General features: G+C 66.1%; 24 protein-coding genes. 20 read left to right on the plus strand and 4 right to left on the minus strand.

Annotated elements, in window-relative coordinates; genetic code table 11:
- The first annotated feature begins 54 nt into the window (after window positions 1-54).
- The 4 genes from HAV18_RS38520 to dsbD all read left to right on the plus strand — a co-directional run bounded on the left by HAV18_RS38520 (window position 55) and on the right by dsbD (window position 3945).
- On the plus strand, window positions 55-1032 hold the full coding sequence (locus tag HAV18_RS38520; protein WP_006477176.1) for a DNA-directed RNA polymerase subunit alpha: 978 nt from the start codon (window positions 55-57) through the stop codon (window positions 1030-1032).
- A 149-nt stretch (window positions 1033-1181) separates the two neighbouring features.
- The gene (rplQ, locus tag HAV18_RS38525; protein ID WP_006477175.1) at window positions 1182-1577 is read left to right on the plus strand and encodes a 50S ribosomal protein L17; all 396 of its coding nucleotides are present in this window, start codon (window positions 1182-1184) and stop codon (window positions 1575-1577) included.
- Window positions 1578-1778: 201 nt separating this feature from the next.
- On the plus strand, window positions 1779-2105 hold the full coding sequence (cutA, locus tag HAV18_RS38530) for a divalent-cation tolerance protein CutA (RefSeq protein WP_166966045.1): 327 nt from the start codon (window positions 1779-1781) through the stop codon (window positions 2103-2105).
- The gene (gene dsbD / locus HAV18_RS38535) at window positions 2098-3945 is read left to right on the plus strand and encodes a protein-disulfide reductase DsbD (protein ID WP_166966047.1); all 1848 of its coding nucleotides are present in this window, start codon (window positions 2098-2100) and stop codon (window positions 3943-3945) included. Before cutA ends, dsbD begins: the two co-directional genes overlap by 8 nt.
- Before the next feature lie 156 nt (window positions 3946-4101).
- Here dsbD and hemB read toward each other — a convergent pair whose 3' ends face one another.
- Complete coding sequence (hemB, locus tag HAV18_RS38540; RefSeq protein WP_021161736.1) at window positions 4102-5100, minus strand: porphobilinogen synthase; 999 nt, start codon at window positions 5098-5100, stop codon at window positions 4102-4104.
- Between the two features lie 253 nt (window positions 5101-5353).
- Entirely contained in the window at window positions 5354-6013 is a 660-nt protein-coding gene (gene yihA / locus HAV18_RS38545) for a ribosome biogenesis GTP-binding protein YihA/YsxC (protein WP_166966049.1), read from the minus strand.
- A 214-nt stretch (window positions 6014-6227) separates the two neighbouring features.
- On the opposite strand from yihA, the gene HAV18_RS38550 reads away from it, so the two are divergent.
- The 5 genes from HAV18_RS38550 to msrQ all read left to right on the plus strand — a co-directional run bounded on the left by HAV18_RS38550 (window position 6228) and on the right by msrQ (window position 12276).
- Entirely contained in the window at window positions 6228-6881 is a 654-nt protein-coding gene (locus tag HAV18_RS38550; RefSeq protein ID WP_166966098.1) for a cytochrome c, read from the plus strand.
- Between the two features lie 122 nt (window positions 6882-7003).
- Entirely contained in the window at window positions 7004-9220 is a 2217-nt protein-coding gene (locus HAV18_RS38555) for a cytochrome c biogenesis protein ResB (protein ID WP_166966051.1), read from the plus strand.
- Window positions 9221-9224: 4 nt separating this feature from the next.
- The gene (gene ccsB / locus HAV18_RS38560) at window positions 9225-10415 is read left to right on the plus strand and encodes a c-type cytochrome biogenesis protein CcsB (RefSeq protein WP_166966053.1); all 1191 of its coding nucleotides are present in this window, start codon (window positions 9225-9227) and stop codon (window positions 10413-10415) included.
- 158 nt (window positions 10416-10573) lie between these two features.
- On the plus strand, window positions 10574-11569 hold the full coding sequence (gene msrP, locus HAV18_RS38565; RefSeq protein ID WP_166966055.1) for a protein-methionine-sulfoxide reductase catalytic subunit MsrP: 996 nt from the start codon (window positions 10574-10576) through the stop codon (window positions 11567-11569).
- A 20-nt stretch (window positions 11570-11589) separates the two neighbouring features.
- On the plus strand, window positions 11590-12276 hold the full coding sequence (gene msrQ / locus HAV18_RS38570) for a protein-methionine-sulfoxide reductase heme-binding subunit MsrQ (RefSeq protein ID WP_166966056.1): 687 nt from the start codon (window positions 11590-11592) through the stop codon (window positions 12274-12276).
- Between the two features lie 80 nt (window positions 12277-12356).
- On the opposite strand, the gene HAV18_RS38575 is transcribed toward msrQ, so the two are convergent.
- Complete coding sequence (locus HAV18_RS38575; protein ID WP_166966058.1) at window positions 12357-12635, minus strand: LPS translocon maturation chaperone LptM; 279 nt, start codon at window positions 12633-12635, stop codon at window positions 12357-12359.
- Between the two features lie 36 nt (window positions 12636-12671).
- On the opposite strand from HAV18_RS38575, the gene cyaY reads away from it, so the two are divergent.
- A complete protein-coding gene (gene cyaY / locus HAV18_RS38580) occupies window positions 12672-12998 on the plus strand; it encodes an iron donor protein CyaY (protein ID WP_166966060.1) in 327 nt (108 codons plus the stop codon).
- Between the two features lie 79 nt (window positions 12999-13077).
- Here cyaY and HAV18_RS38585 read toward each other — a convergent pair whose 3' ends face one another.
- Window positions 13078-15471: a penicillin-binding protein 1A gene (locus tag HAV18_RS38585; protein ID WP_208102292.1), complete on the minus strand. Its 2394-nt coding sequence runs from the start codon at window positions 15469-15471 to the stop codon at window positions 13078-13080.
- A gap of 219 nt (window positions 15472-15690) precedes the next feature.
- Between HAV18_RS38585 and HAV18_RS38590 the strand changes: the two genes are divergently transcribed.
- The 10 genes from HAV18_RS38590 to ugpE all read left to right on the plus strand — a co-directional run bounded on the left by HAV18_RS38590 (window position 15691) and on the right by ugpE (window position 25886).
- Window positions 15691-16617 (plus strand): competence protein ComA, encoded by a 927-nt coding sequence (locus HAV18_RS38590; RefSeq protein WP_166966064.1) that lies wholly within the window; start codon window positions 15691-15693, stop codon window positions 16615-16617.
- On the plus strand, window positions 16614-17222 hold the full coding sequence (locus tag HAV18_RS38595; protein WP_166966065.1) for a fimbrial protein: 609 nt from the start codon (window positions 16614-16616) through the stop codon (window positions 17220-17222). The genes HAV18_RS38590 and HAV18_RS38595 overlap by 4 nt, the downstream gene beginning before the upstream one ends.
- Complete coding sequence (locus HAV18_RS38600; protein ID WP_166966067.1) at window positions 17219-18085, plus strand: pilus assembly protein; 867 nt, start codon at window positions 17219-17221, stop codon at window positions 18083-18085. Before HAV18_RS38595 ends, HAV18_RS38600 begins: the two co-directional genes overlap by 4 nt.
- Complete coding sequence (locus HAV18_RS38605) at window positions 18082-19713, plus strand: type IV pilus secretin PilQ (RefSeq protein ID WP_166966069.1); 1632 nt, start codon at window positions 18082-18084, stop codon at window positions 19711-19713. The genes HAV18_RS38600 and HAV18_RS38605 overlap by 4 nt, the downstream gene beginning before the upstream one ends.
- A gap of 38 nt (window positions 19714-19751) precedes the next feature.
- Complete coding sequence (gene aroK / locus HAV18_RS38610) at window positions 19752-20306, plus strand: shikimate kinase AroK (protein WP_166966100.1); 555 nt, start codon at window positions 19752-19754, stop codon at window positions 20304-20306.
- Window positions 20303-21382, plus strand: coding sequence for a 3-dehydroquinate synthase (gene aroB / locus HAV18_RS38615; protein WP_166966071.1), 1080 nt, complete (start codon window positions 20303-20305; stop codon window positions 21380-21382). Before aroK ends, aroB begins: the two co-directional genes overlap by 4 nt.
- A 41-nt stretch (window positions 21383-21423) precedes the next feature.
- Window positions 21424-22632 carry a deoxyguanosinetriphosphate triphosphohydrolase gene (locus HAV18_RS38620; protein WP_166966073.1) on the plus strand — a complete coding sequence of 403 codons (1209 nt, stop codon included), beginning with the start codon at window positions 21424-21426 and terminating at the stop codon, window positions 22630-22632.
- A 90-nt stretch (window positions 22633-22722) separates the two neighbouring features.
- Window positions 22723-24057, plus strand: coding sequence for a sn-glycerol-3-phosphate ABC transporter substrate-binding protein UgpB (gene ugpB, locus HAV18_RS38625; protein ID WP_166966075.1), 1335 nt, complete (start codon window positions 22723-22725; stop codon window positions 24055-24057).
- Window positions 24058-24159: 102 nt separating this feature from the next.
- The gene (gene ugpA, locus HAV18_RS38630) at window positions 24160-25044 is read left to right on the plus strand and encodes a sn-glycerol-3-phosphate ABC transporter permease UgpA (RefSeq protein ID WP_166966076.1); all 885 of its coding nucleotides are present in this window, start codon (window positions 24160-24162) and stop codon (window positions 25042-25044) included.
- Window positions 25041-25886: a sn-glycerol-3-phosphate ABC transporter permease UgpE gene (ugpE, locus tag HAV18_RS38635; RefSeq protein WP_166966078.1), complete on the plus strand. Its 846-nt coding sequence runs from the start codon at window positions 25041-25043 to the stop codon at window positions 25884-25886. Before ugpA ends, ugpE begins: the two co-directional genes overlap by 4 nt.
- Window position 25887 lies beyond the last annotated feature (1 nt).

Consider the following 25887-nt stretch of genomic DNA (forward strand, 5'->3'; position numbering starts at 1 on the left):
TTACCGGTCAGCCTTATCGGTGTAACGAGCCGAGGGTATTGAAAAGGAAAGCCCATGCAAACCAGTTTGCTGAAACCCAAGATCATCGCCGTGGAATCGCTGGGCGAGAACCACGCGAGGGTGGTCATGGAACCGTTCGAACGCGGTTACGGCCATACCTTGGGCAATGCGCTTCGCCGCGTGCTGCTGTCGTCGATGGTTGGCTACGCGCCGACCGAAGTGACGATCGCGGGCGTGGTGCACGAGTACTCGACGCTGGATGGCGTGCAGGAAGACGTCGTCAACCTGCTGCTGAACCTGAAGGGCGTGGTGTTCAAGCTGCATAACCGTGACGAAGTGACGGTTACGCTGCGCAAGGAAGGTGAAGGCGTTGTCACGGCCGGCGATATCGAGCTGGCTCACGACTGCGAAGTCATCAACCCGAATCACGTGATTGCGCACCTGTCGAAGGGCGGCAAGCTCGACGTTCAGATCAAGATCGAAAAGGGTCGCGGCTATGTGCCCGGCAACGTCCGTCGCTACGGCGAAGACACGGCCAAGATCATCGGCCGCATCGTCCTCGACGCATCGTTCTCGCCGGTTCGCCGTGTGAGCTACGCTGTGGAAAGCGCACGTGTCGAGCAGCGTACCGACCTCGACAAGCTTGTCATGAACATCGAGACGAGCGGTGTGATCACGCCGGAAGAAGCGATCCGTCAATCGGCCCGCATCCTGGTCGACCAGCTGTCCGTGTTCGCGGCGCTGGAAGGCACGGAAACGGCAGCCGAAGCGCCGTCGCGTGCACCGCAGATCGATCCGATCCTGCTGCGTCCGGTGGACGATCTCGAGCTGACGGTTCGTTCGGCGAACTGCCTGAAGGCCGAGAACATCTACTACATCGGCGACCTGATCCAGCGCACGGAAAACGAGCTGCTGAAGACGCCGAACCTCGGTCGCAAGTCGCTCAACGAGATCAAGGAAGTGCTCGCTTCGCGCGGTCTCACGCTGGGCATGAAGCTCGAGAACTGGCCGCCGGCTGGTCTCGACAAGTAAACCCGCTTGTAGCCCGGCTGTTGCTGTAGTTGGCAAAGATGCGGATTTTCCTTTAAAATCCGCATCTTGCTTTTTTTCGTTACCGGCCCGTGCACCCTTCGAGGTGCGATAGAAGAGCTGGACCAAAACTTTGAATCAAGGAAACTGAAATGCGCCATCGTCATGGTCTGCGGAAACTGAACCGCACGAGCAGCCACCGTCTGGCTATGCTCCGTAACATGTCCAACTCGCTGATCGAGCACGAAGTCATCAAGACGACGCTGCCGAAGGCGAAGGAACTCCGTAAAGTCGTCGAGCCGCTGATCACGCTCGGCAAGAAGCCGTCGCTGGCAAACCGTCGCCTGGCGTTCAACCGCCTGCGCGATCGTGACTCGGTGGCGAAGCTGTTCGACGTGCTCGGTCCGCGTTTCGCGAACCGTCCGGGCGGCTACCTGCGCGTGCTGAAGTTCGGCTTCCGCGTCGGCGACAACGCACCGATGGCACTGGTCGAGCTGCTCGATCGTCCGGAAGTCGACGAAACGGAAAACGTGCAAGAAGCTGAGTAAGCTTCCGGTACGCAGCAGTATCTGAAAGGGGCCGAGCAATTGCTTGGCCCTTTTTGTTTTTGAAGCGTCGGCTGCGATCGATTGTCGCAGGGCGGTGCCGGCAGGGTTGCGCGGGCTGCGCTACGATACGGGGCAGCCGGCGCGTGCCCAGGTGGGCAATCCGTGCCGGCAGGTGCCGATAGACCAGCCAGGAGGGCGCGGATGATAGTGGTGCTGATGCTGACGACGGTGCCCGATGCCGCGACTGCCAAAGCGCTTTCCGACGGTGCGCTCGACGCGCGGCTTGCCGCGTGTGTGTCGGAGCTCGGTGCGATCAAGTCGCGCTACCACTGGCAAGGCAAGGTCGAAACGGCCGACGAGATCCAGTTGTTGTTCAAGACGAGCCCCGTGCGGGCGCTCGAACTGGAGCGATTTATCCTTGCGCATCATCCTTACGAGACGCCCGAAATCGTCTCGTGGCAGGCGACGGCATCGGCCGCGTACGGCCAATGGGTGACCAGCGAAACTCAACGTCTATTTCATGTTTAACGGTATGGCGCTTCCCGTGCGCGTGCGCGCGCTGCGGTTCCTCGCAGTCCTGTTGTCGTTCATGCTCGTGCTGGGCGGCCTGTCGGTCGCGCGCGCGGCCGACGATTTCCTCGATCCGTCGGTCGCGTTCAAGTTCAGCGCGAGCGAATCGCCGGGGCAGGTGGACGTCCGCTTCAAGGTTGCCAACGGTTATTACCTGTACCGTGAGCGGTTCGCGTTCGCGGTGAAGAGCGGGCAGGCGACGCTCGGCGAGCCGCAATTCCCGGCCGGCCACGTGAAGTTCGACCAGACGTTCCAGAAGAACGTCGAGACCTACCGTGATGAAGTCGTCGTTCACGTGCCCGTCAAGCAGGCGTCGGGGCCGTTCGAGCTTGCGGTGACGTCGCAGGGGTGTGCGGACGAGGGCATCTGCTATCCGCCGGCCGAGCACCTCGTGAAGGTCGACGGTGCCGCGCTGGGTGCCGCCTCGTCGTCTGGCGATGCGGCTGCCGCGGGCAGTTGGTTCGACAAGGTCACGAGCGCCGATTTCGCGCAGTCGCTGCTCGAAGGGCATGGCTTCTTCACGATCGTCGCACTGTATTTCGTCGCCGGCGTCGTGCTGAGCCTCCTGCCGTGTTCGTACCCGATGATCCCGATCGTGTCGGCGATCATCATCGGCCAGGGCACGCGCGCGACGCATGCGCGCGGCTTCGCGCTGTCGCTGACCTATGTGGTCGGCATGGCGCTGGTTTATACGGTGCTCGGCATCGCCGCGGCGCTGGTCGGCCAGAGCCTCGGCGCGTGGCTGCAGAACCCGTGGGTGCTCGGCGCGTTCGGCGTGCTGCTTACCGCATTCGCCGTTTCGCTGATTTCGGGCAAGGACATTGCACTTCCCGAGCGCTGGCAGAACGGCGCGGCCGAGAAATCGAGCGCGCGCCAGGGCGGCCACTTCGTCGCGGTCGCGGCGATGGGTGCATTGTCGGCGCTGGTCGTCGGCGCATGCATGACGGCGCCGCTGTTCGCGGTGCTCGCCTTCATCGCGCATACCGGCAATGCGCTGCTCGGCGGTGCCGCGCTGTTCGCGATGGGGCTGGGGCTTGGCGTGCCGCTGCTGGTCGTCGGCGTCGGTGCCGGCACGGTGCTGCCGCGCGCAGGTGCGTGGATGGATGGCGTGAAGGTGTTCTTCGGCATCGTGCTGCTCGCGGCCGCGCTGTGGATCGTGTGGCCGGTGCTTGCCGGTGGCCTGAAGATGGTGCTCGCTGCCTTGTGGCTGCTTATCGCGGCCGCGGCGCTCGGCCTGTTCACGCCGAATGCCGGCGCCGCGCCGATCTGGCGCCGCCTCGGCCGTGGCCTTGGTGCCGCGCTCGCAATCTGGGCGGCGACGCTGCTCGTCGGTCTCGCGGCGGGCTCCAACGACCCCGTGAAGCCGCTGGCCATCCTCGCGGCGCGTACCGTTGCGTCGGGCGATGTGTCGGCAGCCGGTGCGGCTGCCGGGCAGCAGGGGCCCGCATTCGCTTCGGTGCGCTCGAGCGGCGAACTCGACGCGCTGCTGAAGACGTCGGGCCAGCCCGTGATGCTCGACTTCTACGCGGACTGGTGCGTGAGCTGCAAGGAGATGGAGCATCTGACGTTTACCGATTCTCGCGTGCAGGCGCGGCTCGCGCAGCTTCACCTGGTACGTGCGGACGTCACCGCGAACAATCCGGACGACCAGGCGCTGCTCAAGCGCTTCAACCTGTTCGGGCCACCGGGCATCATCTTTTTCGATCGCAACGGTAACGAAATCGGTCGTGTGGTCGGTTATCAGGCGGCCGAGACGTTCCTGCGCAGCCTCGATCGCGCGGCGGTACCGACGGTATGACCCTGCGTGTCGGGGGCGTGCCGGTGGCGAGCAGGCACGCTCGCGTGGCATGAGCCGACAATCGACAAGGGCAGGCGGCCCTGATCGACGGCAAACAAAAAACGGCGGGACACCGAAGTGTCCCGCCGTTTTTCCTGGTGCCTGCCGGCGCGCGGCTTAGCGTTGCGCTTTCAGCAGACGCGCGGCGTCGAGTGCGAAGTACGTGAGCACGCCGTCGGCGCCCGCACGCTTGAACGCTAGCAGCGATTCGAGCACGACCTTGTCGTGGTCGAGCCAGCCGTTCATCGCGGCAGCCTTCAGCATCGCGTATTCGCCGCTCACCTGGTACACGTAGGTCGGGAAGCGGAACTCGTCCTTCACGCGGCGCACGATGTCGAGGTACGGCATGCCGGGCTTGACCATCACCATGTCGGCGCCTTCGTCGATGTCGAGGCGCACTTCGCGCAGCGCTTCGTCGCTGTTCGCCGGATCCATCTGGTAGGTCATCTTGTTGCCCTTGCCCAGATTGGACGCCGAGCCGACCGCGTCACGGAACGGGCCGTAGAACGCCGATGCGAACTTGGCCGAATAGGCCATGATTCGCGTATGGATATGGCCGTCGCTTTCCAGCATCTCGCGGATTGCGCCGATACGGCCGTCCATCATGTCCGACGGCGCGACGATGTCGACGCCGGCTTCCGCCTGCGCGCGCGCCTGATCGATCAGGATCTCGATCGTGTCGTCGTTGATCACGTAGCCGTTTTCGTCGAGCACGCCGTCCTGGCCGTGGCTCGTGTACGGATCGAGTGCGACGTCGGTCAGCACGCCGAGTTCGGGGAAGCGCTTCTTCAGCTCGCGCACCGCGCGCGGGATCAGGCCTTCCGGATTGGCTGCCTCGCGGCCGTCAGGCGTTTTCACCGACGGCTCGATCGCCGGGAACAGCGACAGCACGGGCACGCCGAGTTCGACGCATTGCTCGGCGACATGCATCAGCAGATCGACGGACACGCGCTCGACGCCCGGCATCGACGGCACCGGCTGCCGTTCGTTGGTGCCTTCGACGACGAATACCGGATAGATCAGGTCGTCGGTAGTCAGGCGGTTTTCGCGCATCAGGCGCCGGGAGAAGTCGTCGCGGCGCATCCGGCGCGGACGATGAAGCGGATGGAAGCTCATGGCGATTGGGTAGAAATCAGGGCAAGAAGGACCTTACGGAACCCTTCGGTCATTTTTGGGAGCGTTGGTATATGATAGCGATCGAGCGGCACGCGTCGCGTGCAGCTCCCCGCTTCTCCTCCCTGAGCGGGTGCCTGTCGTTTTTCGATTAGGCTGTTTGACCCGCCGTTCAACGGCGGGTTTTTTTATGAGCCGGCCGAATCCGCAGGCGCCGTCAGGTGCGCGCCGCCGATCCCGGCCGCGCGTTGCCCGATCATTGTGCTACAGGCGCGCTTTCTTCGTCGGCGACGGACGGCCGCAGCCAGCTCTCGATCAGCTCGTGCGCCTCGTCGAGCCCCGTGCGCTTCAGCGCGGAGAACAGCTGGACCGTCAGCTTGCCCTGGACGCCCTGGTCACGATACGCATCGAGCCCCTTTTGCGTGGTCCGCAGCGCGTTGATGCTTTCCTGCCGCGTCAATTTGTCGCACTTCGTCAGCAGCGTGTGGATCGGCTTGCCGGTCGGCGTGAACCACTCGATCATGCGGCGATCGAGGTCGGTCAGCGGACGGCGCGAATCCATCATCAGGATCAGGCCGCAAAGCTGCGAGCGGGTCGCGAGGTAGGACGACAGCAGCATTTCCCAGTGGGCCTTGGCGGCACCGGGCACTTCCGCGTAGCCGTAGCCGGGCAGGTCGACGAGATTCGCGACGGGCTCGGCGGCCGGGCCGACGGAGAAGTAGTTGATATGCTGCGTGCGGCCGGGCGTCTTCGACGCGAAGGCGAGCCGCTTCTGGTTGCACAGCACGTTGATCGCCGTCGACTTGCCGGCATTCGAGCGGCCCGCGAACGCGATTTCCGGCTGAACCGTCGGCGGCAGGTCGCGCAGATGGTTGACGGTCGTGTAGAAGCGGGCTTGATGGAGCAAAAAGGCCATGGGAACCGGAAGGACGGGCGGCGCAAGCCGCTTGGTGGAGGCGGGGTAGCCCCGATAGGCGCGGGAGCTTTCAACACGATATTGTACAATACGGCGGTTTTACCGAAGGCCACCGGGCGCCTGCCTCGCGCTTTTATGTGGCTTCTGCGGTAGACTGAACGCCGTCGTTTTTTGCAGAACCTCAAATTCCCACAAGACGAAACAGGGTGTGCGAATGAATCGACTGTGCAAGTCTCTGATGGTGCTTCAGGTTGCAGCAGGGTTCGTAGGTTTCGTAGCGGAGGCAAACGCGGCGGATGCGGCAAAGCCGGATCTCGACCGCGGCAAGGCGATTGCCGGGCAGGTTTGCGCGTCGTGTCACGGCGCCGACGGCAACAGCGCGTCGGGCAGTTTCCCGAAGCTTGCCGGCCAGCATCCCGAATATCTGGTCAAGCAGTTGAACGATTTCAAGGCGCAGCCGGGCGCGAAAGGGCCGGTCCGTACCAACGCGGTGATGGTCGGATTCGCGAGCGCGCTGAGCGCGGACGACATGCGTAACGTCGCCGCGTACTATGGGTCGCAGACGACGAAGCTCGGCACCGCACGCGATGCGGCGACCGTGCCGGTCGGCCAGAAGATCTATCGCGGCGGCATCGCGGAGAAGGGCGTACCCGCCTGCGCGAGCTGCCACGGGCCGACGGGGCAGGGGATCCCGGTCCAGTACCCGCGTCTGTCGGGGCAATGGGCCGATTACACGGTCGCGCAGTTGACCGCGTTCCAGCAGGGTGCCGGCGCGCGCAACAACAACGAGGCGATGCATCAGATCGCGACGCGGCTGTCGGACAACGAGATCAAGGCCGTCGCAGATTACATCGCGGGCCTGCGTTGAGCGGTCAGCCGCGAACGGAATGACCGGTCGCCCGAAGGGCGGCCGGAGTCAGAACAAGAAAAGGGTGGGGCGCCGCGCTAGTGCGGCCGCCTTGCCCTTTTTTGTTGTCAGTCGGAGTTTGAATGAGCGTTACCACGTCGGGGTTGCAGTCGAAGTCGGGTCAGGGTGCGTCGAAGCGCGCGGTCGAGCTGTTGAGCTCGATGCGCTTCGCGATCGCGCTGCTGGTGGTGCTGTCGATTGCGAGCATCATCGGCACGGTCCTGACCCAGGATGATCCGTATCCGAATTATGTGAACCAGTTCGGGCCGTTCTGGGCGGACATCTTCCGCTCGCTCGGCCTGTACAACGTGTACAGCGCGTGGTGGTTCATGCTGATCCTGATCTTCCTCGTCACGTCGATCTCGCTGTGCGTGATCCGCAACGCGCCGAAGATGCTCGCCGATGCGAAGAGCTGGAAGGACAAGGTTCGCGAAGGCAGCCTGCGGGCTTTCCACCACAAGGCCGAGTACACGGCTTCCGGCACGCGCGCGACCGTCACGGCGACGCTCGCCACGTTCGTCACCAAGGCCGGCTACAAGCACGTCGTGCGTGAAAACGACGGCGCGACGCTGATCTCCGCGAAGCGCGGCGCGATGACCAAGTGGGGCTACATCTCCGCGCACCTCGCGATCGTCGTGATCTGTATCGGCGGCCTGCTCGACAGCAACCTGCCGATCAAATTCCAGATGTGGATGTTCGGCAAGAGCCCGGTCAATACGAGCGCGACGATCAGCGAGATCTCGCCCGACCATCGCCTGTCCGCGTCGAACCCGACGTTCCGCGGCTATGCGTGGGTGCCCGAGGGCCAGTTCGTGTCGACCGCGATTCTGAACCAGCCGAGCGGCTCGCTGATCCAGGACCTGCCGTTCTCGATCCAGCTCAACAAATTCATCGTCGACTACTACACGACGGGTATGCCGAAGCTGTTCGCGAGCGACATCGTCGTGATCGATCGCGAGACCGGCCAGAAGATCCCGGCGCGCGTCGAGGTCAACAAGCCGTTCACGTACAAGGGCGTGTCGATCTACCAGTCGAGCTTCCAGGACGGCGGCTCGCAGATGCAGATGACGGCCTACCCGATGACGGGCGGCAACGCGAAGACCTTCCCCGTGCAGGGCACGATCGGCAGTTCGGCGCCGCTGCAGATGCCGGGCAACGACGGTGACACGATCGAGTTCTCCGATTTCCGCGCGATCAACGTCGAGAACATGGCCGACGCGAACGGCAAGCCGGACGTGCGTGGTGTGGCGACGACGAACTCGCTGAAGGAAGCGTTCGACGAACGGCTCGGCTCCGGCGCGAAGACGTCGAAGCCGACGCAGCTCCACAACATCGGCCCGTCCGTGCAGTACAAGATCCGCGGCAAGGACGGTCAGGCGCGCGAATTCAACAACTACATGCTGCCCGTCGACATGAACGGCGAGCGCGTGTTCCTCGCCGGCGTGCGCGCGAGCCCGAACGACCCGTTCCGCTACATGCGGATTCCGGCCGACAGCCAGGATTCGATCGGCGATTGGATGCACCTGCGCGCCGCGCTCGAGGATCCGTCGGTGCGTGCCGAAGCCGCCTCGCGCTTCGCGCAGCGTTCGTTGCCGGGCACCGATGCATCGCTGCGCAGCCGCCTGCAGGACAGTGCATTGAAGGTGTTGACCCTTTTTGCGGCGAGCGACGACAGCATCGGCCGCGGTGCCGACGGCCAGCCGATCGGCGGCTTCCAGGCCGTGGCGACGTTCATCGACCGCTCGGTGCCCAAGGCCGAGCAGGAGAAGGCCGCGAGCCTGCTGCTGCGGATGCTCGAAGGCTCGATGTGGGAGGTCTGGCAGATCGCGCGCGAGCGAGCCGGCGAGCCGGCCGCCCAGCAGGGCACCGACACGATCCGCTTCGTACAGAACGCGATCAATGCGCTATCCGACAGCTTTTTGTATGGATCGCCCGTCTATTTGCAGCTTGACTCATTCAAGCAGGTGCAAGCTTCGGTATTTCAGTTGACGCGCGCACCCGGCAAGAATCTGGTGTATCTTGGCAGCCTGCTGCTGGTCGCCGGCATCTTCTCGATGTTCTACGTGCGCGAGCGGCGCCTCTGGTTCTGGCTGAAGGACGCCGGTTCGGGCGTCGATGTGGTGATGGCAATGTCCACGGCCCGCAAGACCTTCGATTTCGAGAAAGAATACGTGCAGACGCGCGACGCGGCCGGTGCCGCCCTGCGCGCAGCACCTCGCGATGCCGCACCGGCCGGTGCAGCATCGACGGCCCGTCCGCCTGCCGGCGGCGGTTCCGATTCCGAGAATTCCACCCGGTAACATCATGGATCTCACGCAAGTTTCCTCTTCCCATCGGGCGTCGGCCCAGGTTCCGGTTACGGCGCCGCTGTTCGACGAACGTCCGTTTCTCGCACGGCTGTCGTTGCTCGACTGGCTGTTCGCACTGGCGCTCGTGGCGGGCGCGGGCTATGCGCTCGTGCACTACAACGCGCACATGGATTACTACGACAAGGCGGTGATGATCGGCACCGTGCCGGCGCTCATCACGCTCGGCTGGCGCTGGAAGCCCGCGCGGCTGATGATGGCGTCGATCGCCGTGCTGGCGCTGCTGTCGATCCAGATCTACCAGGGCGATCTCGCGCGGGCCGATTCGGCGTTCTTCCTCAAGTACTTCCTGTCGAGCCAGTCGGCGATCCTGTGGATGAGCGCGCTGTTCGTGCTCGCGACGATCTTCTACTGGATCGGCTTGCTCGCGCGCTCGGAATCGGGCTCCGCGATCGGCCAGAAGCTCACGTGGGTCGCCGTGCTGATGGGCTTCACCGGCCTGATGGTGCGCTGGTATGAGTCCTACCTGATCGGCGCGGACGTCGGGCACATTCCGGTGTCGAACCTGTATGAAGTGTTCGTGCTGTTCAGCCTGATCACCGCGCTGCTGTATCTGTATTACGAAGGCCATTACGGCACGCGTTCGCTCGGCGCGTTCGTGCTGCTGGTGATCAGCGCGGCGGTGGGCTTCCTGATGTGGTACTCGGTCGCGCGCGATGCACAGCAGATCCAGCCGCTCGTGCCGGCGCTGCAGAGCTGGTGGATGAAGATCCACGTGCCGGCGAACTTCATCGGCTACGGCAGCTTCGCGTTGTCGGCGATGGTGTCGGTCGCGTACCTGATGAAGGAGCGCGGCGTGCTCGCTGATCGCCTGCCGACGCTCGAAGTGCTCGACGACGTGATGTACAAGTCGATCGCGGTCGGTTTCGCGTTCTTCACGATCGCGACGATCCTCGGCGCGCTGTGGGCGGCGGAGGCATGGGGCGGCTACTGGAGCTGGGACCCGAAGGAAACCTGGGCGCTGATCGTGTGGCTCAACTATGCGGCGTGGCTGCACATGCGCCTGATGAAGGGCCTGCGCGGCACGGTGGCCGCATGGTGGGCGCTCACGGGGCTGCTTGTGACGACCTTCGCGTTCCTCGGTGTCAACATGTTCCTGTCCGGGCTGCACAGCTACGGCAAGCTGTAAGATTTCCGCTGCTCGTCCGACTATGAGACCGCCGGTGCACTGTGTGCCCGGCGGTTTTCTTTTGGAACGGGCGGGCGGTCCGGGCGTCGAACGGCGCAAGACGGGTCGGGTCGAACGCTCATGAAGCTGCGCGCGGCGCAGGCAGGAGGAGCAGCACGATGTGGATCAAACGCCCTTTGCTAAACGTACTGACCGGCGGTGATATTGCGCCAGGCGAAATCACGCCGCGCACGGTCTTCGAGAACCGGCGGCGCGTGTTGCAGGCGGCCGGCCTCGCGGCGGCGGGCGGGCTGCTCGGCGGCAGCGGTGCAGCATTTGCCGCCTATGCGTCACCCGACGCGCGGGCCGCGAAGCTCGCGGCGAAAACGAACCCGAAATTCGTCGCGGCCGACAAGGTGACGCCGTTCAAGGACATCACGTCCTACAACAACTTCTACGAATTCGGCACCGACAAGAGTGACCCCGCGCAGAACGCAGGCACGCTGCGGCCGCGCCCGTGGCGCGTGAGCGTCGAGGGCGAGGTGCTGCATCCGAAGGTGTTCGATCTCGACGAATTGCTGAAGCTCGCGCCGCTCGAGGAGCGCGTGTACCGGTTGCGTTGCGTCGAGGGATGGTCGATGGTGATCCCTTGGATCGGCGTGCCGCTGTCCGAGCTGATCAAGCGGGTGCAGCCGACCGGCAACGCGAAATACGTGCAATTCATCACGCTGGCCGATCCGTCGCAGATGCCCGGCCTGTCGACACCCGTGCTCGACTGGCCGTACTCGGAAGGGCTGCGGATGGATGAGGCGATGAATCCGCTGACGCTGCTGACGATGGGCGTCTACGGGCAGGTGCTGCCGAACCAGAACGGCGCGCCGGTGCGTATCGTCGTGCCGTGGAAGTACGGCTTCAAGAGCGCGAAGTCGCTCGTGAAGATTCGCTTCGTCGACAAGCAGCCGAAGACGAGCTGGAACACGTACGCATCGAACGAGTACGGCTTTTATTCGAACGTGAACCCGAACGTCGATCATCCGCGCTGGAGCCAGGCGACCGAGCGGCGCATCGGCGCGGACGGCTTTTTCACGCCGAAGCGCAAGACGCTGATGTTCAACGGCTACGGCGATCTGGTCGCGTCGATGTATCAGGGCATGGACCTGAAGAAGAATTTCTGAGGGCGACGGTGAGAAACGACATGCCTCCTTCGACGCTGACACCCGCGCCTGCAGCGGGCACCGGCCCGGCTGCACGCGCCGCGCGGGCCGGCGCGGTCCGCCCTGCCGCGCCGCGCTGGCTCGCGCCGGCCAAGGTGCTGGTATTCGCCGCAGGCCTTTATCCGCTCACGCGTCTCGTGCTGTTCGGGCTGACCGACCGGCTCGGCGCGAATCCGATCGAGTTCATCACGCGCTCGACGGGGCTCTGGACACTCGTGATGCTGTGCGTCACGCTCGCCGTCACGCCGCTTAGGCGCATGACGGGGTTCGCCACGCTGCTGCGCTTTCGCCGCATGATCGGGCTGTTCGCGTTCTTCTACGCGACGCTGCACTTCACGACCTATCTATGGTTCGACAAGTGGTTCGACGTCGTCGCGATCCTGAAGGACGTCGGCAAGCGCCCGTTCATCACGGTCGGTTTCGCCGCGTTCGTGCTGCTGATTCCGCTCGCGGCAACGTCACCGCGCGCGATGGTGCGCCGGCTCGGCCGCCACTGGGCGACGCTGCACAGCGCGATCTACGCGATCGCGCTGTTCGGCGTGCTGCACTTCTGGTGGATGAGGGCCGGCAAGCACAATCTCGCGCAGCCGAGGCTTTATGCGGCGATTGTCGCCGCGCTGCTCGGCTGGCGGCTGGTTGCATGGGGGTGGCGGCGCGTGCGCGCGTGACGGCGCAGCCAAATAAACAAAAGGCGATGACCGGGAAGTCACCGCCTTGTTTCGCGAGCCAGTGCCGGGGCGGCGCGTCGTTACTTCGCGACGGCCGGGCTCGACGCCGGTGCGGGCGTGGCGGATGCCCCGCTCGACAATTCGGGCGACAGCATGAGCGGCGTGCCGGACGAATCGGGCACACTGTCGGACGACGCGTTTTCATCGGTCGGCGTCACGTCCGACGGCGGCGTGTCCTGCTGCTGGAGTGGCTTGGGCAACGGAGGCACGGTGGGCAGATAGAGCGCGCCGCTTTGACCGCAGCCGGCAAGAATCGCCAAAGCCGCTACAATCGCGCTCATCCGGAAAACGACTCGCATGATCGTCCCTGAACAATTGAACCGATAGAGTTTAGCATGTCCGATACCGAATACCTGACCCGTGCCGAGGCCGTGCTGGTGGCCGTCGAGCGTACCGTCGACGACGCCAACGACGGCGATCACGACATCGATCTGGAGCGCAACGGCAGCGTCCTGACGCTGACGTTCGAGAACGGCTCGAAGATCATCGTCAACCTGCAGCCGCCGATGAAGGAAGTGTGGATCGCCGCGAAGGCGGGCGGTTTCCACTACCGATTCATCGACGGTGCATGGCGCGATACGCGCACCGGCACCGAGTTTTTCTCGGCGCTCACCGAATACGCGACGCAGCAGGCCGGCCTGCCGATCACGTTCAGCGCGTGACGATCGGGGCCCGGCCCCGACGCGTGACCCAAAGAAAAAGCGCCCCAGCGGGGCGCTTTTTTCGTGTCCGGGGCGATGGTCAGTGCGCCTGGAACAGGTTCATGATGTCCTGCTTTTCCTGCTCGTCGACGTGTGGCACGGTCGCGTCGACGTTCTGCGCGGCCGGCGCCTGCGGCACGCCGACCGTCGACACGAAGCCGTGACCCGGCGCGAACTCGGTGAAGTACAGCTCGCCGCCGAGTGATTCGACGCCGTCCGGCACCGTCGGCTTGAACTCGGGCACGCCCTTCAGCGCGGCGCCCATGTAGTCGATCCAGACGGGCAGCGACAGGCCGCCGCCCGTTTCCCGATCGCCGAGGCTGCGCGGATTGTCGTAGCCGATCCACGCGATCGCGGCGAGCGAGTGCTGGTAGCCGGCGAACCATGCGTCGTGCGAGTCGTTCGTCGTGCCGGTCTTGCCCGCAAGGTCGGTGCGCTTCAGCACGTTGGTCCGTGCGCCCGTGCCGCGCTGCGCGACACTCTGCAGCAGGCTGTTCATCACGTACGCGTTGCGCGCGTCGATGGCGCGCGGCGCATTCTGCTCGGCGACGAGCGGCTGCGCGCGCACGACGATCGCGCCGTTCGGATCGGTGACTTCCGCAATCAGGTACGGATTGACGCGGTAGCCGCCGTTCGCGAATACCGAGTACGCGCCCGCCATCTGCAGCGGCGTGACCTGGCCCGCGCCGAGTGCCATCGGCAGGTAGGCAGGATGGCGTTCGGCGTCGAAGCCGAAGCGCGTGATGTACTGCTGCGCGTACTTCGTGCCGATGTGGTTCAGGATCCGGATCGACACGAGGTTGCGCGAGCGCTGCAGCGCGGTGCGCATCGACATCGGGCCTTCGAAGCCGCCACCGTAGTTCTTCGGCTCCCACGGCTGGCCGCCCGTTTCGGCCGCGCTGAAATACAGCGGGCCGTCGTTGATCACGGTTGCCGGCCCGAGGCCCTTGTCGAGCGACGCCGAATAGATGAACGGCTTGAACGACGAACCCGGCTGCCGCCACGCCTGCGTGACGTGGTTGAACTTGTTCTTGTTGTAGTCGAAGCCGCCAACGAGCGAGCGGATCGCGCCGTCCTGCGGGACGATCGACAGGAACGCCCCCTCGACCTGCGGCAACTGCGTGATCGACCATTTGCCGGTGTCGTTCTTCACGACGCGGACGATCGCGCCCGGGCGGATGCGGCGATTCGGCTGCGCATTGGCCGACAGTGCGCCCGACGCGAAGCGCAGGTTGTCGCCTTCGATCGTCGCATTGCTGCCGTCGATGAACGCAACCGTGATCTGGCGCGGGTTTGCGGCCGTGACCACCGCGGCAATCAGCTCGCCGTTGTCGGGGTGTTCGAGCAGCGCATCGTCGATCGCCTGTTCGCGGTCGTCGGCACCGGCCGGCAGCTCGATGAAGCCTTCCGGCCCCCGATAGCCGTGCCGGCGTTCGTAATCCATGATGCCCTTGCGCAGCGCGGTATATGCGACCTGCTGGTCCGCGGAGTCGATCGTCGTGACGACGTTGAAGCCGCGCGTGTAGGTTTCCTCACGGTACTGCGCGTACATCATTTGTCGGACCATTTCCGCGACGTACTCGGCGTGCACGCTGAAATCGCGGCCCGGACCCTTGACGACGAGCGGCTGTGCGACGGCCTCGTCGTATTGCTCGCGCGAGATGAAGTTCAGCTCGAGCATCCGTTGCAGGATGTATTCCTGGCGTACCTTCGCGCGCTTCGGATTCACGACCGGGTTGTACGCGGACGGCGCCTTCGGCAGCCCGGCGAGCATCGCCGCTTCGGCGAGCGTGATGTCCTTGAGGTCCTTGCCGAAGTAGACCCGCGCGGCGCTCGCGAAGCCGTACGCGCGCTGGCCGAGATAGATCTGATTCATGTAGACCTCGAGAATCTGATCCTTCGTCAGCGCACGCTCGATCCGGTACGCGAGCAGCATCTCGTAGATCTTGCGCGTGTAGGTCTTCTCGCTCGACAGGAAGAAGTTGCGCGCGACCTGCATCGTGATCGTGCTCGCGCCCTGCGACGCATGGCCGTTCGTCAGCGCGACGAAGCCGGCGCGGACGATGCCGGTGAGGTCGACCCCGCCGTGATCGTAGAACCGCGCGTCCTCGATCGCGAGGATTGCCTTCTTCAGCGAGTCGGGCACGTCCTTGAAATGGACGACGTCGCGGCGCTCTTCGCCGAATTCGCCGATCAGCACGTGATCGGACGTATAGATGCGCAGCGGCACCTTCGGGCGATAGTCGGTCAGCGCGTCGAGCGACGGCATGTTCGGCCACGCGACGACGAGCGCGTAGCCGAGCACGAGGCCGCCGGCCACGACGAGCGCCACGCACATCGTGGCGAATCCGAGCAGGACTTTTTGCCACCAGGGCCGCTTCTTCGGCTCCGGGGCAGGAGGCGGGGACGTAGGAGTCGTGGATTGCATAGGCATACCGGAAAACAGTCCCGCGATTATAGCTGCCCGGTAAGACCGGTCCTGACGCGGGGGCCGCCCGCCGTGAAGCAGTGGGCTGGCGTACCTCCAGCATAGCCCGCGCACGGCCGCCGCGAGCGGATGCTGGCCGTTAGGCCGACTGTCGGCAATACGCGCCGCTTTGCAGAATCAGTCTCGGAAACGCGGCGTGGGCCGCGACGATATCGGGAGGCTGGGATGGCGGGACGATGGGGAGCGCGGTTTGCGCAAGGCGGGTACCGGTCGACGGGAATCGACGTCGGTGCGGACGAGGTGAGGGTGGTCGTGCTGAGCCGGCGCGGCCGGAGCGCCGAGGTGTGCGTCGAGGGGCTGGAGCGAGAACCGGTCGGGTTGGCGGGCGGGCCGGAGGATGCGCGTTGGGCGGCGGTCGCGCGTGCGCTGGCCGCGGCCGTGTCGAGGCTGTCGGCGGCCGACGTGCGGTGCGACGCGCGCGGCGTGATGGCGTTGCCCGATGACGAGATGCGCACCGCGACGCTGGACCTGGCCGGGCGGGACGACATCGAGGACGCCGCGCGGCAGGCGGCCGAACGCATCTCGGGGCTGGCGCCGGACAGTCTCGCGTTCGACTGGCGGCAGGATGGCGATGCGGCGTCGGGCGAGATCGAGGTTGCCGCGGCTCCGCTGGCGCTGCTCGAACGGCGAGTCGACGTGGCCGCCCAGGCTGGTGTCGATCTGACGGTGGTCGACGGCGAATCGGCTGCAGCGCTGCGTGCGTTGCGCTATGCCGCGCAATTCGAACTCGACACGCAGGAGGGCCCCTACGCGGCGCTCTGGTTCCATGACTCTGGCGTGCACGGCTGGCGAATCGACGGCCCGTTGGCCGCACCGGTGCTGATGCTGTCCGGCGCCGAGCCGGGGGCGTTTTCCGATGCATTGCGCCGGAGCGCGCTCGGGGCCGTGTGTTGCGTCCTCGTGGCCGGCGACGAGCGGTGTATCGCCCGCTTCGATACGTCCGTTGCCGAGATTGGAGATCTGGTCGGCGCGGTTGCGGTGTCGTTCGACTGCACGGGCTGGAGCGGGCAACCGTGCCTGCCCGCCGGCATGCCGGGCGGCCCGGCATTGGCTGTCGCATTCGGGCTGGCCTTGCGCGGGGTGTGGGAATGACGACCTGTCGTATAGAGTTGCGCGGCTTCAACCTGTTGCCGTACCGGGAGCGGCTGGCGCAGGCGCTGCGACGTCGCCGGATCGCGCAGTGCGGTGCGGCGATTCTGTTCGGTGTGCTCGGCGCAGGCCTGTGGACGGGCGTCGCCACCGGGGCGCGGTGGCGTGTGGATGCGGAGCGCGCAATAGTGGAGGCGCGGCTGCGGCAGTTGCAGCCGCAGGTCGGCGCCGCGACGCGCGCCGCCAATGCAGCGGCCGTCGTCGCGCAGCGTGACGCGCAGGCGGCCGTGAGTGCGTTGCCTTACCGGCACGTCGCAGCGCTGCTGGCGACCCTGGCGCAGGTGCGCGATGGCACCGTTCGGCTCGACGCGCTGCGCACGACATCGGCCGGTGCCGTGCTCGATGCCCGCGCCGCAAGCTACCGGGCGGCCGCGCGATGGCTCGCGGGGATGGCGCGCGAGCAGCGTGGCTGGCGAATCGATATCGATGCGTTGAAGCCGGCCCCGGATGCTCCGGTCGCTGCGGGCGGGATGCCGTTCCGGTTCTCGGTCCAGTTGCGCTGGCACGACGCGATGCCGTCCCGGAAAGCGTCGGGAGGTGGCGCATGACGGCGCTCGCGCATCGGCACGCACCGCGTGGCGACGGATGGCGGCGCGGCGTGCGGCGCGTGTCGCCGGCGGCTGCACACATCGCGGGCTGCATGCTCGCGTTCGCGGCCGTGCTGGCTGGCGGCATTCATCTGGCGAATGCCGTCGACTGGAGCGGGCTCGCGCACAGCCGCACGTTGCTGGCAGCGGCGCAGCAGCGAGAGGCCGACGCGCAGCGTGTCTTGGCAGCCGCCGCACGGCAGCGCGACGGGCATCCGGCGGCGGCAGACGGCGACCCGGTGTCGCGTGCGCCGGAATGGGCCGCGTTGATGCTGGAACTGGCTGATCGCGCCGCGTCGAGCGGGCTGCGCGGCGTATCGATCGAGCCGCTGCGCGCCGATGGCGCGATGCCGGACGGCCGGCGCACGGTGCGCATCGTCGCCGATGGCGGGTTTCGTGCGTTGCTGCAGATGGTCGGCTGGCTGGCGCGTTTCCCGGTGTTGGCGGTGCCGACCGCGCTGCGTGTCGAACGAGGAAGGGAGGCCGCGCGCGTGGAGATGTCGGTCGACGTGTTTCCGGGATTACCGGCGACAACGTCCAAGGGCGGGGAGACGCCGGTTCTGGCCGACGCGCCCGGCGCCGATCCGTTCGGCGAGGCCGGCTCGTCTGAAGCGCAGGGGGCGGCTGCCCGCCTGGCCGGCACGATCCGCGACGGGCGTGCCGGTCTCGCGCTGTTCGATGACGGTGACGGCGCGTTCACGGCCGTAGTGCCCGGCGAAGCCCTCGGGGCCGCACGGGTGGTGCGAGTCGATCCCGTCGCGGTGATGCTCGCGACGGCGGATGGCGCGTACCGAGTCACCCTGGACGACGGGAGGCGGCCATGAGGAAGCATGGGTGTCGGGTACTCGCCGTCTGGGCCGGATTGACGGCGGCCGGCGCAAGCGCCTCGTTGCCGCCGCTGCCGGCCGTCTGGCCTGCCGCATCGATGGAGATGCCGGTGCCGGGCCTGCCGTTGCCCCAAGGCACGCTGGACGGTGCGGATCACACCGTCTCGGCGGAGGCCGGCCCGCCGCCGTTCGACCAGGCAGCTCGCACGGGGCTTCAGGCGGAGGCCGCCGCCCCGGCACCCGCGCTGGAGGGGCCGCCGATCCCGTTGGCGCCGCCGGCCCGGATGGGCGACGCCGCGGCACGGCAATCGGGCGATGCGGACGACGCACGGCGGATCTCGCTGAATCTGCAGGGAGCCGGGCTCGCCGCCGCGTTCGACGCGTTCGCGCGGTTCACCGGACTCAACATCGTCGTCGGCGAGCAGGTGCGCGGCACCGTCACGTTACGTCTGAACAATGTCCGCTGGCGCGATGCCTTCGATACGCTGCTCGACACGCACGGGCTCGCGATGTCCCGGCGGGGTAACGTGATATGGGTCACGCCGGCGGCCGAGCTGGCCGCGCGCAAACGCGAGCGCTTCGAAATGCACGCGCGGGCCGCCGATCTGGAGCCGCTTGCGAGCCGGACGTTCGCACTGCACTACCCGCGCGCGCAGGACGTGCAACGGTTGCTGGCCGGCGCGACCGGCCAGCGCCTGCTGTCGAAGCGCGGTGCCGCGGCCGCGGATCCGCGCACGAACCTGCTGTTCGTCACCGATCTCGCGCCGCGTCTCGACCAGATCGCGAGCCTGATCGATGCGATCGACCGGCCGTCGCGGCAGGTCCGGATCGAGGCCCGCATCGTCGAGGGCGAGCAGGGTTTTTCGCGTAATCTCGGCGCACGCGTCGCGCTGCGGGCGCAGGCGCCGCCGTCGTCGGGCGAGAGCGCCACGTTCGCGGCCGGCGCGCGCAACGCGCTCGACCTTGCTGCGCGGCCGCTCGGCGGCTTCGAGGCGGCGACTGCCGGCTTCACGCTGTTTGCCGCGCCGCTCAGCCGCGTGCTCGACGTCGAACTGAGCGCGCTCGAGGCGCAGGGGCGGGGCCAGATCGTTTCGAGTCCGCGCGTGGTGACCGCCGATCGCGTCAAGGCCATCGTCGAACAGGGGTCGGAGCTGCCGTACCAGGCGAAGGTCGGCAATGGCGTGAGCGGCGTGCAGTTCCGCCGGGCGACGCTCAAGCTCGAGGTCGAGCCGCAGATCACGCCGGACGGGCGCGTCGTGCTCGACCTGGACGTGACGAAGGACAGCATCGGCGAGCCGACGGCGGCCGGCCCGGCGATTCATACGAAGCACGTACAGACGCGCGTCGAGGTCGAGAACGGCGGGACGGTCGCGATCGGCGGGATCTATGAGCAACTGAACCGGAACGATGTGACGCGCGTGCCGCTCTTGGGCAAAATACCGATTCTGGGCGCGCTTTTCCGGCACCGCGCGCAACGCGACCAGCGCAGCGAACTGGTCGTCTTCATTACGCCGACCGTCGTCGATGCACGCTGCGATGCACGCGGCGCGGGCAGTGCGGAAGCCGAAAAAACGGGGCCGGAAGCCGCCGGCGCAGGCTCGACAAGGCAGCCGCTTTGCCAGTAAGCTGCGCCACACCAGCAAGATTCAAGCAGAGGAAGCCGTTGCAAGCGCGGGACCCACATGCAAACGTATTTTTCGTCGGCCTTATGGGAGCGGGTAAGACCACCGTGGGCCGTGCAGTCGCGCGTCGTCTCGACAGGACGTTCTTCGACTCCGACCACGAAATCGAAGCCCGCACGGGCGCGCGCATTCCGGTGATCTTCGAGATGGAAGGCGAGGCCGGGTTTCGTGATCGTGAAACGCAGGTGATCGCCGATCTCACGCAGCGCGAGAACATCGTGCTCGCGACAGGCGGCGGCGCGGTGCTCCGCCAGGAAAATCGCGACTGCCTGAAAAGCAGCGGCATCGTCATCTACCTGCGCGCCAACCCGCACGATCTGTGGCTGCGCACGCGCAAGGACAAGAACCGCCCGCTGCTGCAGACCGAGGATCCGAAGGGGCGTCTCGAAGCGCTGTACGAAGCGCGCGACCCGTTGTACCGCGAATGCGCGGATTTCGTCATCGAGACCGGCCGCCCGTCGGTCAATGGTCTCGTCAACATGGTGCTGATGCAACTCGAACTGGCGGGCGTCATCGCCAAGCCGCTACAAGCATGATTACTGTCAACGTCGACCTGGGCGATCGCGCCTATCCGATTCACATTGGCGCCGGCCTGATTGGCCGCGCCGAGCTGTTCGCGCCTCACATCAAGGGGTCGTCCGTCACGATCGTCACGAACACGACGGTCGATCCGCTCTACGGCGACGCGCTGCGCGCGACGCTCGCGCCGCTCGGCAAGCGTGTATCGACGGTCGTGCTGCCGGATGGCGAGGCGTACAAGAACTGGGAAACGCTGAACCTGATCTTCGATGGCCTGCTGACCGAGCGCGCCGACCGCAAGACGACGCTCGTCGCGCTCGGCGGCGGCGTGATCGGCGACATGACGGGCTTTGCGGCCGCATGCTACATGCGCGGCGTGCCGTTCATCCAGGTGCCGACCACGTTGCTGTCGCAGGTCGACTCGTCGGTCGGCGGCAAGACGGGCATCAACCACCCGCTCGGCAAGAACATGATCGGCGCGTTCTACCAGCCGCAGGCCGTGATCGCGGACATCGGCGCGCTGACGACCCTGCCTGACCGGGAATTGGCGGCTGGCGTCGCCGAGATCATCAAGACCGGCGTGATCGTCGATGCGGAATTCTTCGACTGGATCGAGGCGAACGTCGGCGCGCTGAACCGTCGCGACCCGGTTGCGCTCACGCACGCGGTGAAGCGCTCGTGCGAGATCAAGGCGAGCGTGGTGGCGGCCGACGAACGCGAAGGCGGCCTGCGCGCGATCCTGAACTTCGGCCACACGTTCGGTCATGCGATCGAGGCCGGGCTCGGTTATGGCGAGTGGCTGCACGGCGAGGCGGTCGGCTGCGGGATGGTGATGGCGGGCGACCTGTCGGTGCGGCTCGGCCTGCTCGACGAAGCGTCGCGGCAGCGCCTCGATGCGGTGATTTCGGCCGCGCACCTGCCGACCCGCGGGCCCGCGCTCGGCGACGCGCGCTACATGGACCTGATGCGTGTCGACAAGAAGGCGGAGGCGGGCGAGATCAAGTTCATCCTGCTGAAGCGATTCGGCGATACCTTGATCACGCAGGCGCCCGACGAAGCCGTGTTCGCTACACTGGCACAGACAACCCGCTAACGGCGGCCCGGATGCCCCGGCGCCCCTGACATGGAGGAGACGTGAGCGAGACATCCAGCAGCACACTGCCCGAAGCCGGCCGCGTATCCGCTGCGCCGGTGGCCGAGCCGCCGACACTGGCGGCGCTGGAAGCCCATCTTGCTCCGTATGCCGCACACGCGTCGCAGTCGCGCGGCCGCCGCCATCCGGAAACACCGCCGGCGGCCCGCACCGAATTCCAGCGCGACCGCGACCGCATCGTCCATTCGACCGCATTTCGCCGGCTCGAATACAAGACGCAAGTGTTCGTCAATCATGAAGGCGACCTGTTCCGCACGCGTCTCACGCACAGCCTCGAAGTCGCGCAGATCGCACGTTCGGTCGCGCGCAACCTGCGCCTGAACGAGGATCTCGTCGAGGCGATCTCGCTCGCGCACGATCTCGGCCATACGCCGTTCGGCCATGCCGGGCAGGACGCGCTGAATGCCTGCATGCGCGAGCATGGCGGCTTCGAGCACAACCTGCAGAGCCTGGCGGTCGTCGACGAGCTCGAGGAGCACTACGGCGCGTTCAACGGGCTGAACCTGTGCTTCGAGACACGCGAAGGCATCCTGAAGCACTGCTCGCGCGAGAATGCGCGCAAGCTCGGCGCGCTTGGCGAGCGCTTCCTGCAGGGCCGCCAGCCGTCGCTCGAAGCGCAGCTTGCAAACATCGCGGACGAGATCGCGTACAACAACCACGACGTCGACGACGGCCTGCGTTCCGGCCTGATCACGATCGAACAGCTCGCGGAAGTCGAGCTGTGGCAGCGCCACTACGAGGCCGCGCTCGCCGAATTCCCGCAACTCGACGGCCGCCGTCTCGTGCACGAGACGGTGCGCCGCATCATCAACACGCTGATCGTCGACCTGATCGACGAGACGACGCGCAATCTCGCGCGCGTCGCGCCCGCGTCGCTCGACGACGTGCGCGCCGCGCCGCCGCTCGTGTCGCACAGCGAATCTGTTGCCGCCCAGGCGGCCGCCCTCAAGCGTTTCCTCTTCAAGAACCTCTATCGCCACTACAAGGTGATGCGCATGGCGAGCAAGGCTCAGCGTGTCGTCACCGGGCTCTTCGATGCGTTCATCGACGATCCGCGCCTGCTGCCGCCGCCGTACCAGTCCGACGACGCCGCGCAGCAGCCGCGCCTCGTCGCGCACTACATCGCCGGCATGACCGACCGCTTCGCGCTGAAGGAGTATCAGCGCCTGTTCGTCATCAGCGACAACTGACTGTCACAAACGATCACTAGACTTCGCCGGTTCAATGGCGACGGGAATGTTGCACACGCTGTTGGTAACGTTTTCATAGGGGAGAGGTCGATGAAGAAGAAGCCTGCGGGGACCATGGTGCGTTCGATCGCGCTCGGCGGCGCGCTGTTGTTCGGCGTGCAGCACGCGGCGCTCGCCGCGACGGAAATTCAGTTCTGGCATGCGATGGAGTCCGCGCTCGGCGAGCGGGTCAACGCGATCGCCGACCAGTTCAATGCGTCGCAGAGCGACTACAAGATCGTGCCGGTCTTCAAGGGCACCTACGACCAGGCGCTCGCGGCGGGCATCGCCGCGTATCGCAGCGGCAACGCGCCGGCGATCCTCCAGGTGTACGAAGTCGGCACGGCCACGATGATTCAGGCGAAGAAGGCCGTCGTGCCCGTCTACGACGTGTTCAAGCAGGCCGGCGTGCCGCTCGACGAGAAGGCGTTCGTGCCGACCATCTCGAGCTACTACAGCGACGCGAAGACGGGCCATCTCGTGTCGATGCCGTTCAACAGCTCGACGCCGGTGCTGTACTACAACAAGGACGCGTTCAAGAAGGCCGGGCTCGATCCGAACCAGCCGCCGAAGACGTGGGCCGACGTGCAGGCCGATGCCGAGAAGCTGCGCAAGTCGGGGATGGCATGCGGCTTCACGACCGGCTGGCAGGGCTGGATCCAGCTCGAGAACTACAGCGCCTGGCACGGGCTGCCGTTCGCGAGCCGCAACAACGGCTTCGACGGTACCGACGCGGTACTCGAATTCAACAAGCCGCAGCAGATCGCGCACATCTCGTTCCTGCAGCAGATGGCGAAGGACGGCACGTTCACGTACGCGGGGCGCAAGGATGAAGCGTCGGCGAAGTTCTACAGCGGCGACTGCGGGATCATGACGACGTCGTCGGGCGCGCTCGCGAACGTGCAGAAGTTCGCGAAGTTCAGCTATGGCACGGGCATGATGCCGTACGACGCGAACGTGAAGGGCGCGCCGCAGAACGCGATCATCGGCGGCGCGAGCCTGTGGGTGCTGGCCGGCAAGGATCCGGCGACCTACAAGGGTGTCGCGAAATTCCTCGCGTACCTGGCCTCGCCGGCCGTCGCCGCGAAGTGGCACCAGGACACGGGCTACCTGCCGGTTACTACTGCCGCGTACGACCTCACGCGCCAGCAGGGCTTCTATGCGAAGAACCCGAGCGCCGAAACCGCGATCAAGCAGATGCTGAACAAGCCGCCGCTGCCGTACACGAAGGGGCTGCGCCTGGGCAACATGCCGCAGATCCGCACGGTGGTCGACGAGGAGTTCGAACAGGTCTGGGCGCAGAAGAAGTCGCCGAAGGACGCGCTCGATTCCGCGGCTTCGCGCGGCGACGAACTGCTGCGCCGCTTCGAAAAGTCGGGCGGCTGATCCCGCATCGCTTCGCGCCGCCGCTCGCGCCGCGCTCGCGCTCGTGCGCGTGCCGGCCGGCGGCGCGGTTTCCTTTCCGTTGCGCCTGACCGGATATCCGCGATGCAATCCCGTTCCCGTTTCGGTACGAGCCTGGTGCCGTACCTGCTGATCGCGCCGCAGCTCGCGATCACCGCCGTGTTCTTCCTGTGGCCGGCCGGCGTCGCGCTGTGGCAGTCGACGCAGATGCAGGACGCGTTCGGCACGTCGAGCGAATTCGTCGGCTTCGCGAACTTCACGCACCTGTTCGCCGATCCGCTGTATCTCGATTCGTTTCGCACGACACTCGTGTTCAGTTCGCTCGTCACGGTGAGCGGGCTCGTCGTGTCGCTGGTTCTCGCCGCGTGCGCCGATCGCGTGATCCGCGGCGCGCGCGTGTACCGCACGCTGCTGATCTGGCCGTACGCGGTCGCCCCGACGATCGCCGCCGTGCTATGGGCGTTCCTGTTCAATCCGAGTATCGGCCTGATCACCTATGCGCTCGCGAAGAGCGGCATCGTGTGGAACCACGCGCTGAACGGCGGCCAGGCGATGTTCCTCGTCGTGCTGGCATCGGTGTGGAAGCAGGTGAGCTACAACTTCCTGTTCTTCTACGCGGGCCTGCAGGCGATCCCGCGCTCGCTGATCGAGGCGGCGTCGATCGATGGCGCCGGGCCGGTGCGGCGCTTCTTCAACATCGTGCTGCCGCTGCTGTCGCCCACCAGTTTCTTCCTGCTGGTGGTGAACCTCGTCTACGCGTTCTTCGACACGTTCCCGGTGATCGACGCGGCCACCGGCGGCGGCCCGGCGCAGAGCACGAAGACGCTGATCTACAAGATCTTCGCGGAAGGCTTCCAGGGGCTCGACATCGGCAGCTCGGGCGCGCAGTCGGTCGTGCTGATGATCGTCGTCGTCGGGCTCACGGTGATCCAGTTCCGCTTCGTCGAACGCAGGGTGCAATACGCATGATCGAAAATCGCAAGGGTTTCGACCTGTTCTGCCACGCGGTACTGATCGCGGGCGTCGTGCTGATCGTGTTTCCCGTCTACGTTGCGTTCTGCGCGGCGACGATGAACGCGCAGGAAGTGTTCACGGTGCCGTTGTCGCTCGTGCCGAGCACGCACCTGTTCGAGAACATCGCGTACATCTGGGGGCACGGCAGCGGCGGCACGACGGCGCCGTTCGGCCGCCTGCTCGTGAACAGTTTCGCGATGGCGCTCGGCATCGCGGTCGGCAAGATCGCGGTGTCGATCCTGTCCGCGTACGCGATCGTCTATTTCCGCTTCCCGTTCCGCAACACCGCGTTCTGGCTGATCTTCGTCACGCTGATGCTGCCGGTCGAGGTGCGGATCTTCCCGACCGTGCAGGTCGTGTCGACGCTGCACCTGACGAACACCTATGCGGGGCTCACGCTGCCGCTGATCGCATCGGCGACCGCGACGTTCCTGTTCCGCCAGTTCTTCATGACGCTGCCCGACGAACTGATGGATGCCGCACGCATCGACGGCGCGGGGCCGCTGCGGTTCTTCTGGGACGTCGTGCTGCCGCTGTCGAAGACGAGCATCGCGGCGCTGTTCGTGATCACGTTCATCTACGGCTGGAACCAGTATCTGTGGCCGATCCTGATCACGACGGAGGCATCGCTGTCGACGGCGGTGGTGGGCATCAAGACGATGATCGCGAGCGGCGACGCCGCAACCGAATGGCAATACGTGATGGCGGCGACGCTGCTGGGGATGATCCCGCCGCTCGTCGTCGTGCTGGCGATGCAGCGCTGGTTCGTGCGCGGCCTCGTCGATTCCGAGAAATAAA

Source organism: Burkholderia sp. D-99 (assembly GCF_011605345.1).
Lineage (GTDB): Bacteria > Pseudomonadota > Gammaproteobacteria > Burkholderiales > Burkholderiaceae > Burkholderia.

Excerpts from the sequence above, each read along its gene's own strand:
- HAV18_RS38520 (WP_006477176.1), top strand. The coding sequence starts at position 55 with ATGCAAACCAGTTTGCTGAAACCCAAGATCATCGCCGTGGAATCGCTG.
- rplQ (WP_006477175.1), top strand. The coding sequence starts at position 1,182 with ATGCGCCATCGTCATGGTCTGCGGAAACTGAACCGCACGAGCAGCCAC.
- cutA (WP_166966045.1), top strand. The coding sequence starts at position 1,779 with ATGATAGTGGTGCTGATGCTGACGACGGTGCCCGATGCCGCGACTGCC.
- dsbD (WP_166966047.1), top strand. The coding sequence starts at position 2,098 with ATGTTTAACGGTATGGCGCTTCCCGTGCGCGTGCGCGCGCTGCGGTTC.
- hemB (WP_021161736.1), bottom strand. The coding sequence starts at position 5,100 with ATGAGCTTCCATCCGCTTCATCGTCCGCGCCGGATGCGCCGCGACGAC.
- yihA (WP_166966049.1), bottom strand. The coding sequence starts at position 6,013 with ATGGCCTTTTTGCTCCATCAAGCCCGCTTCTACACGACCGTCAACCAT.
- HAV18_RS38550 (WP_166966098.1), top strand. The coding sequence starts at position 6,228 with ATGAATCGACTGTGCAAGTCTCTGATGGTGCTTCAGGTTGCAGCAGGG.
- HAV18_RS38555 (WP_166966051.1), top strand. The coding sequence starts at position 7,004 with ATGAGCGTTACCACGTCGGGGTTGCAGTCGAAGTCGGGTCAGGGTGCG.
- ccsB (WP_166966053.1), top strand. The coding sequence starts at position 9,225 with ATGGATCTCACGCAAGTTTCCTCTTCCCATCGGGCGTCGGCCCAGGTT.
- msrP (WP_166966055.1), top strand. The coding sequence starts at position 10,574 with ATGTGGATCAAACGCCCTTTGCTAAACGTACTGACCGGCGGTGATATT.
- msrQ (WP_166966056.1), top strand. The coding sequence starts at position 11,590 with ATGCCTCCTTCGACGCTGACACCCGCGCCTGCAGCGGGCACCGGCCCG.
- HAV18_RS38575 (WP_166966058.1), bottom strand. The coding sequence starts at position 12,635 with ATGCGAGTCGTTTTCCGGATGAGCGCGATTGTAGCGGCTTTGGCGATT.
- cyaY (WP_166966060.1), top strand. The coding sequence starts at position 12,672 with ATGTCCGATACCGAATACCTGACCCGTGCCGAGGCCGTGCTGGTGGCC.
- HAV18_RS38585 (WP_208102292.1), bottom strand. The coding sequence starts at position 15,471 with ATGCCTATGCAATCCACGACTCCTACGTCCCCGCCTCCTGCCCCGGAG.
- HAV18_RS38590 (WP_166966064.1), top strand. The coding sequence starts at position 15,691 with ATGGCGGGACGATGGGGAGCGCGGTTTGCGCAAGGCGGGTACCGGTCG.
- HAV18_RS38595 (WP_166966065.1), top strand. The coding sequence starts at position 16,614 with ATGACGACCTGTCGTATAGAGTTGCGCGGCTTCAACCTGTTGCCGTAC.
- HAV18_RS38600 (WP_166966067.1), top strand. The coding sequence starts at position 17,219 with ATGACGGCGCTCGCGCATCGGCACGCACCGCGTGGCGACGGATGGCGG.
- HAV18_RS38605 (WP_166966069.1), top strand. The coding sequence starts at position 18,082 with ATGAGGAAGCATGGGTGTCGGGTACTCGCCGTCTGGGCCGGATTGACG.
- aroB (WP_166966071.1), top strand. The coding sequence starts at position 20,303 with ATGATTACTGTCAACGTCGACCTGGGCGATCGCGCCTATCCGATTCAC.
- ugpB (WP_166966075.1), top strand. The coding sequence starts at position 22,723 with ATGAAGAAGAAGCCTGCGGGGACCATGGTGCGTTCGATCGCGCTCGGC.
- ugpA (WP_166966076.1), top strand. The coding sequence starts at position 24,160 with ATGCAATCCCGTTCCCGTTTCGGTACGAGCCTGGTGCCGTACCTGCTG.
- ugpE (WP_166966078.1), top strand. The coding sequence starts at position 25,041 with ATGATCGAAAATCGCAAGGGTTTCGACCTGTTCTGCCACGCGGTACTG.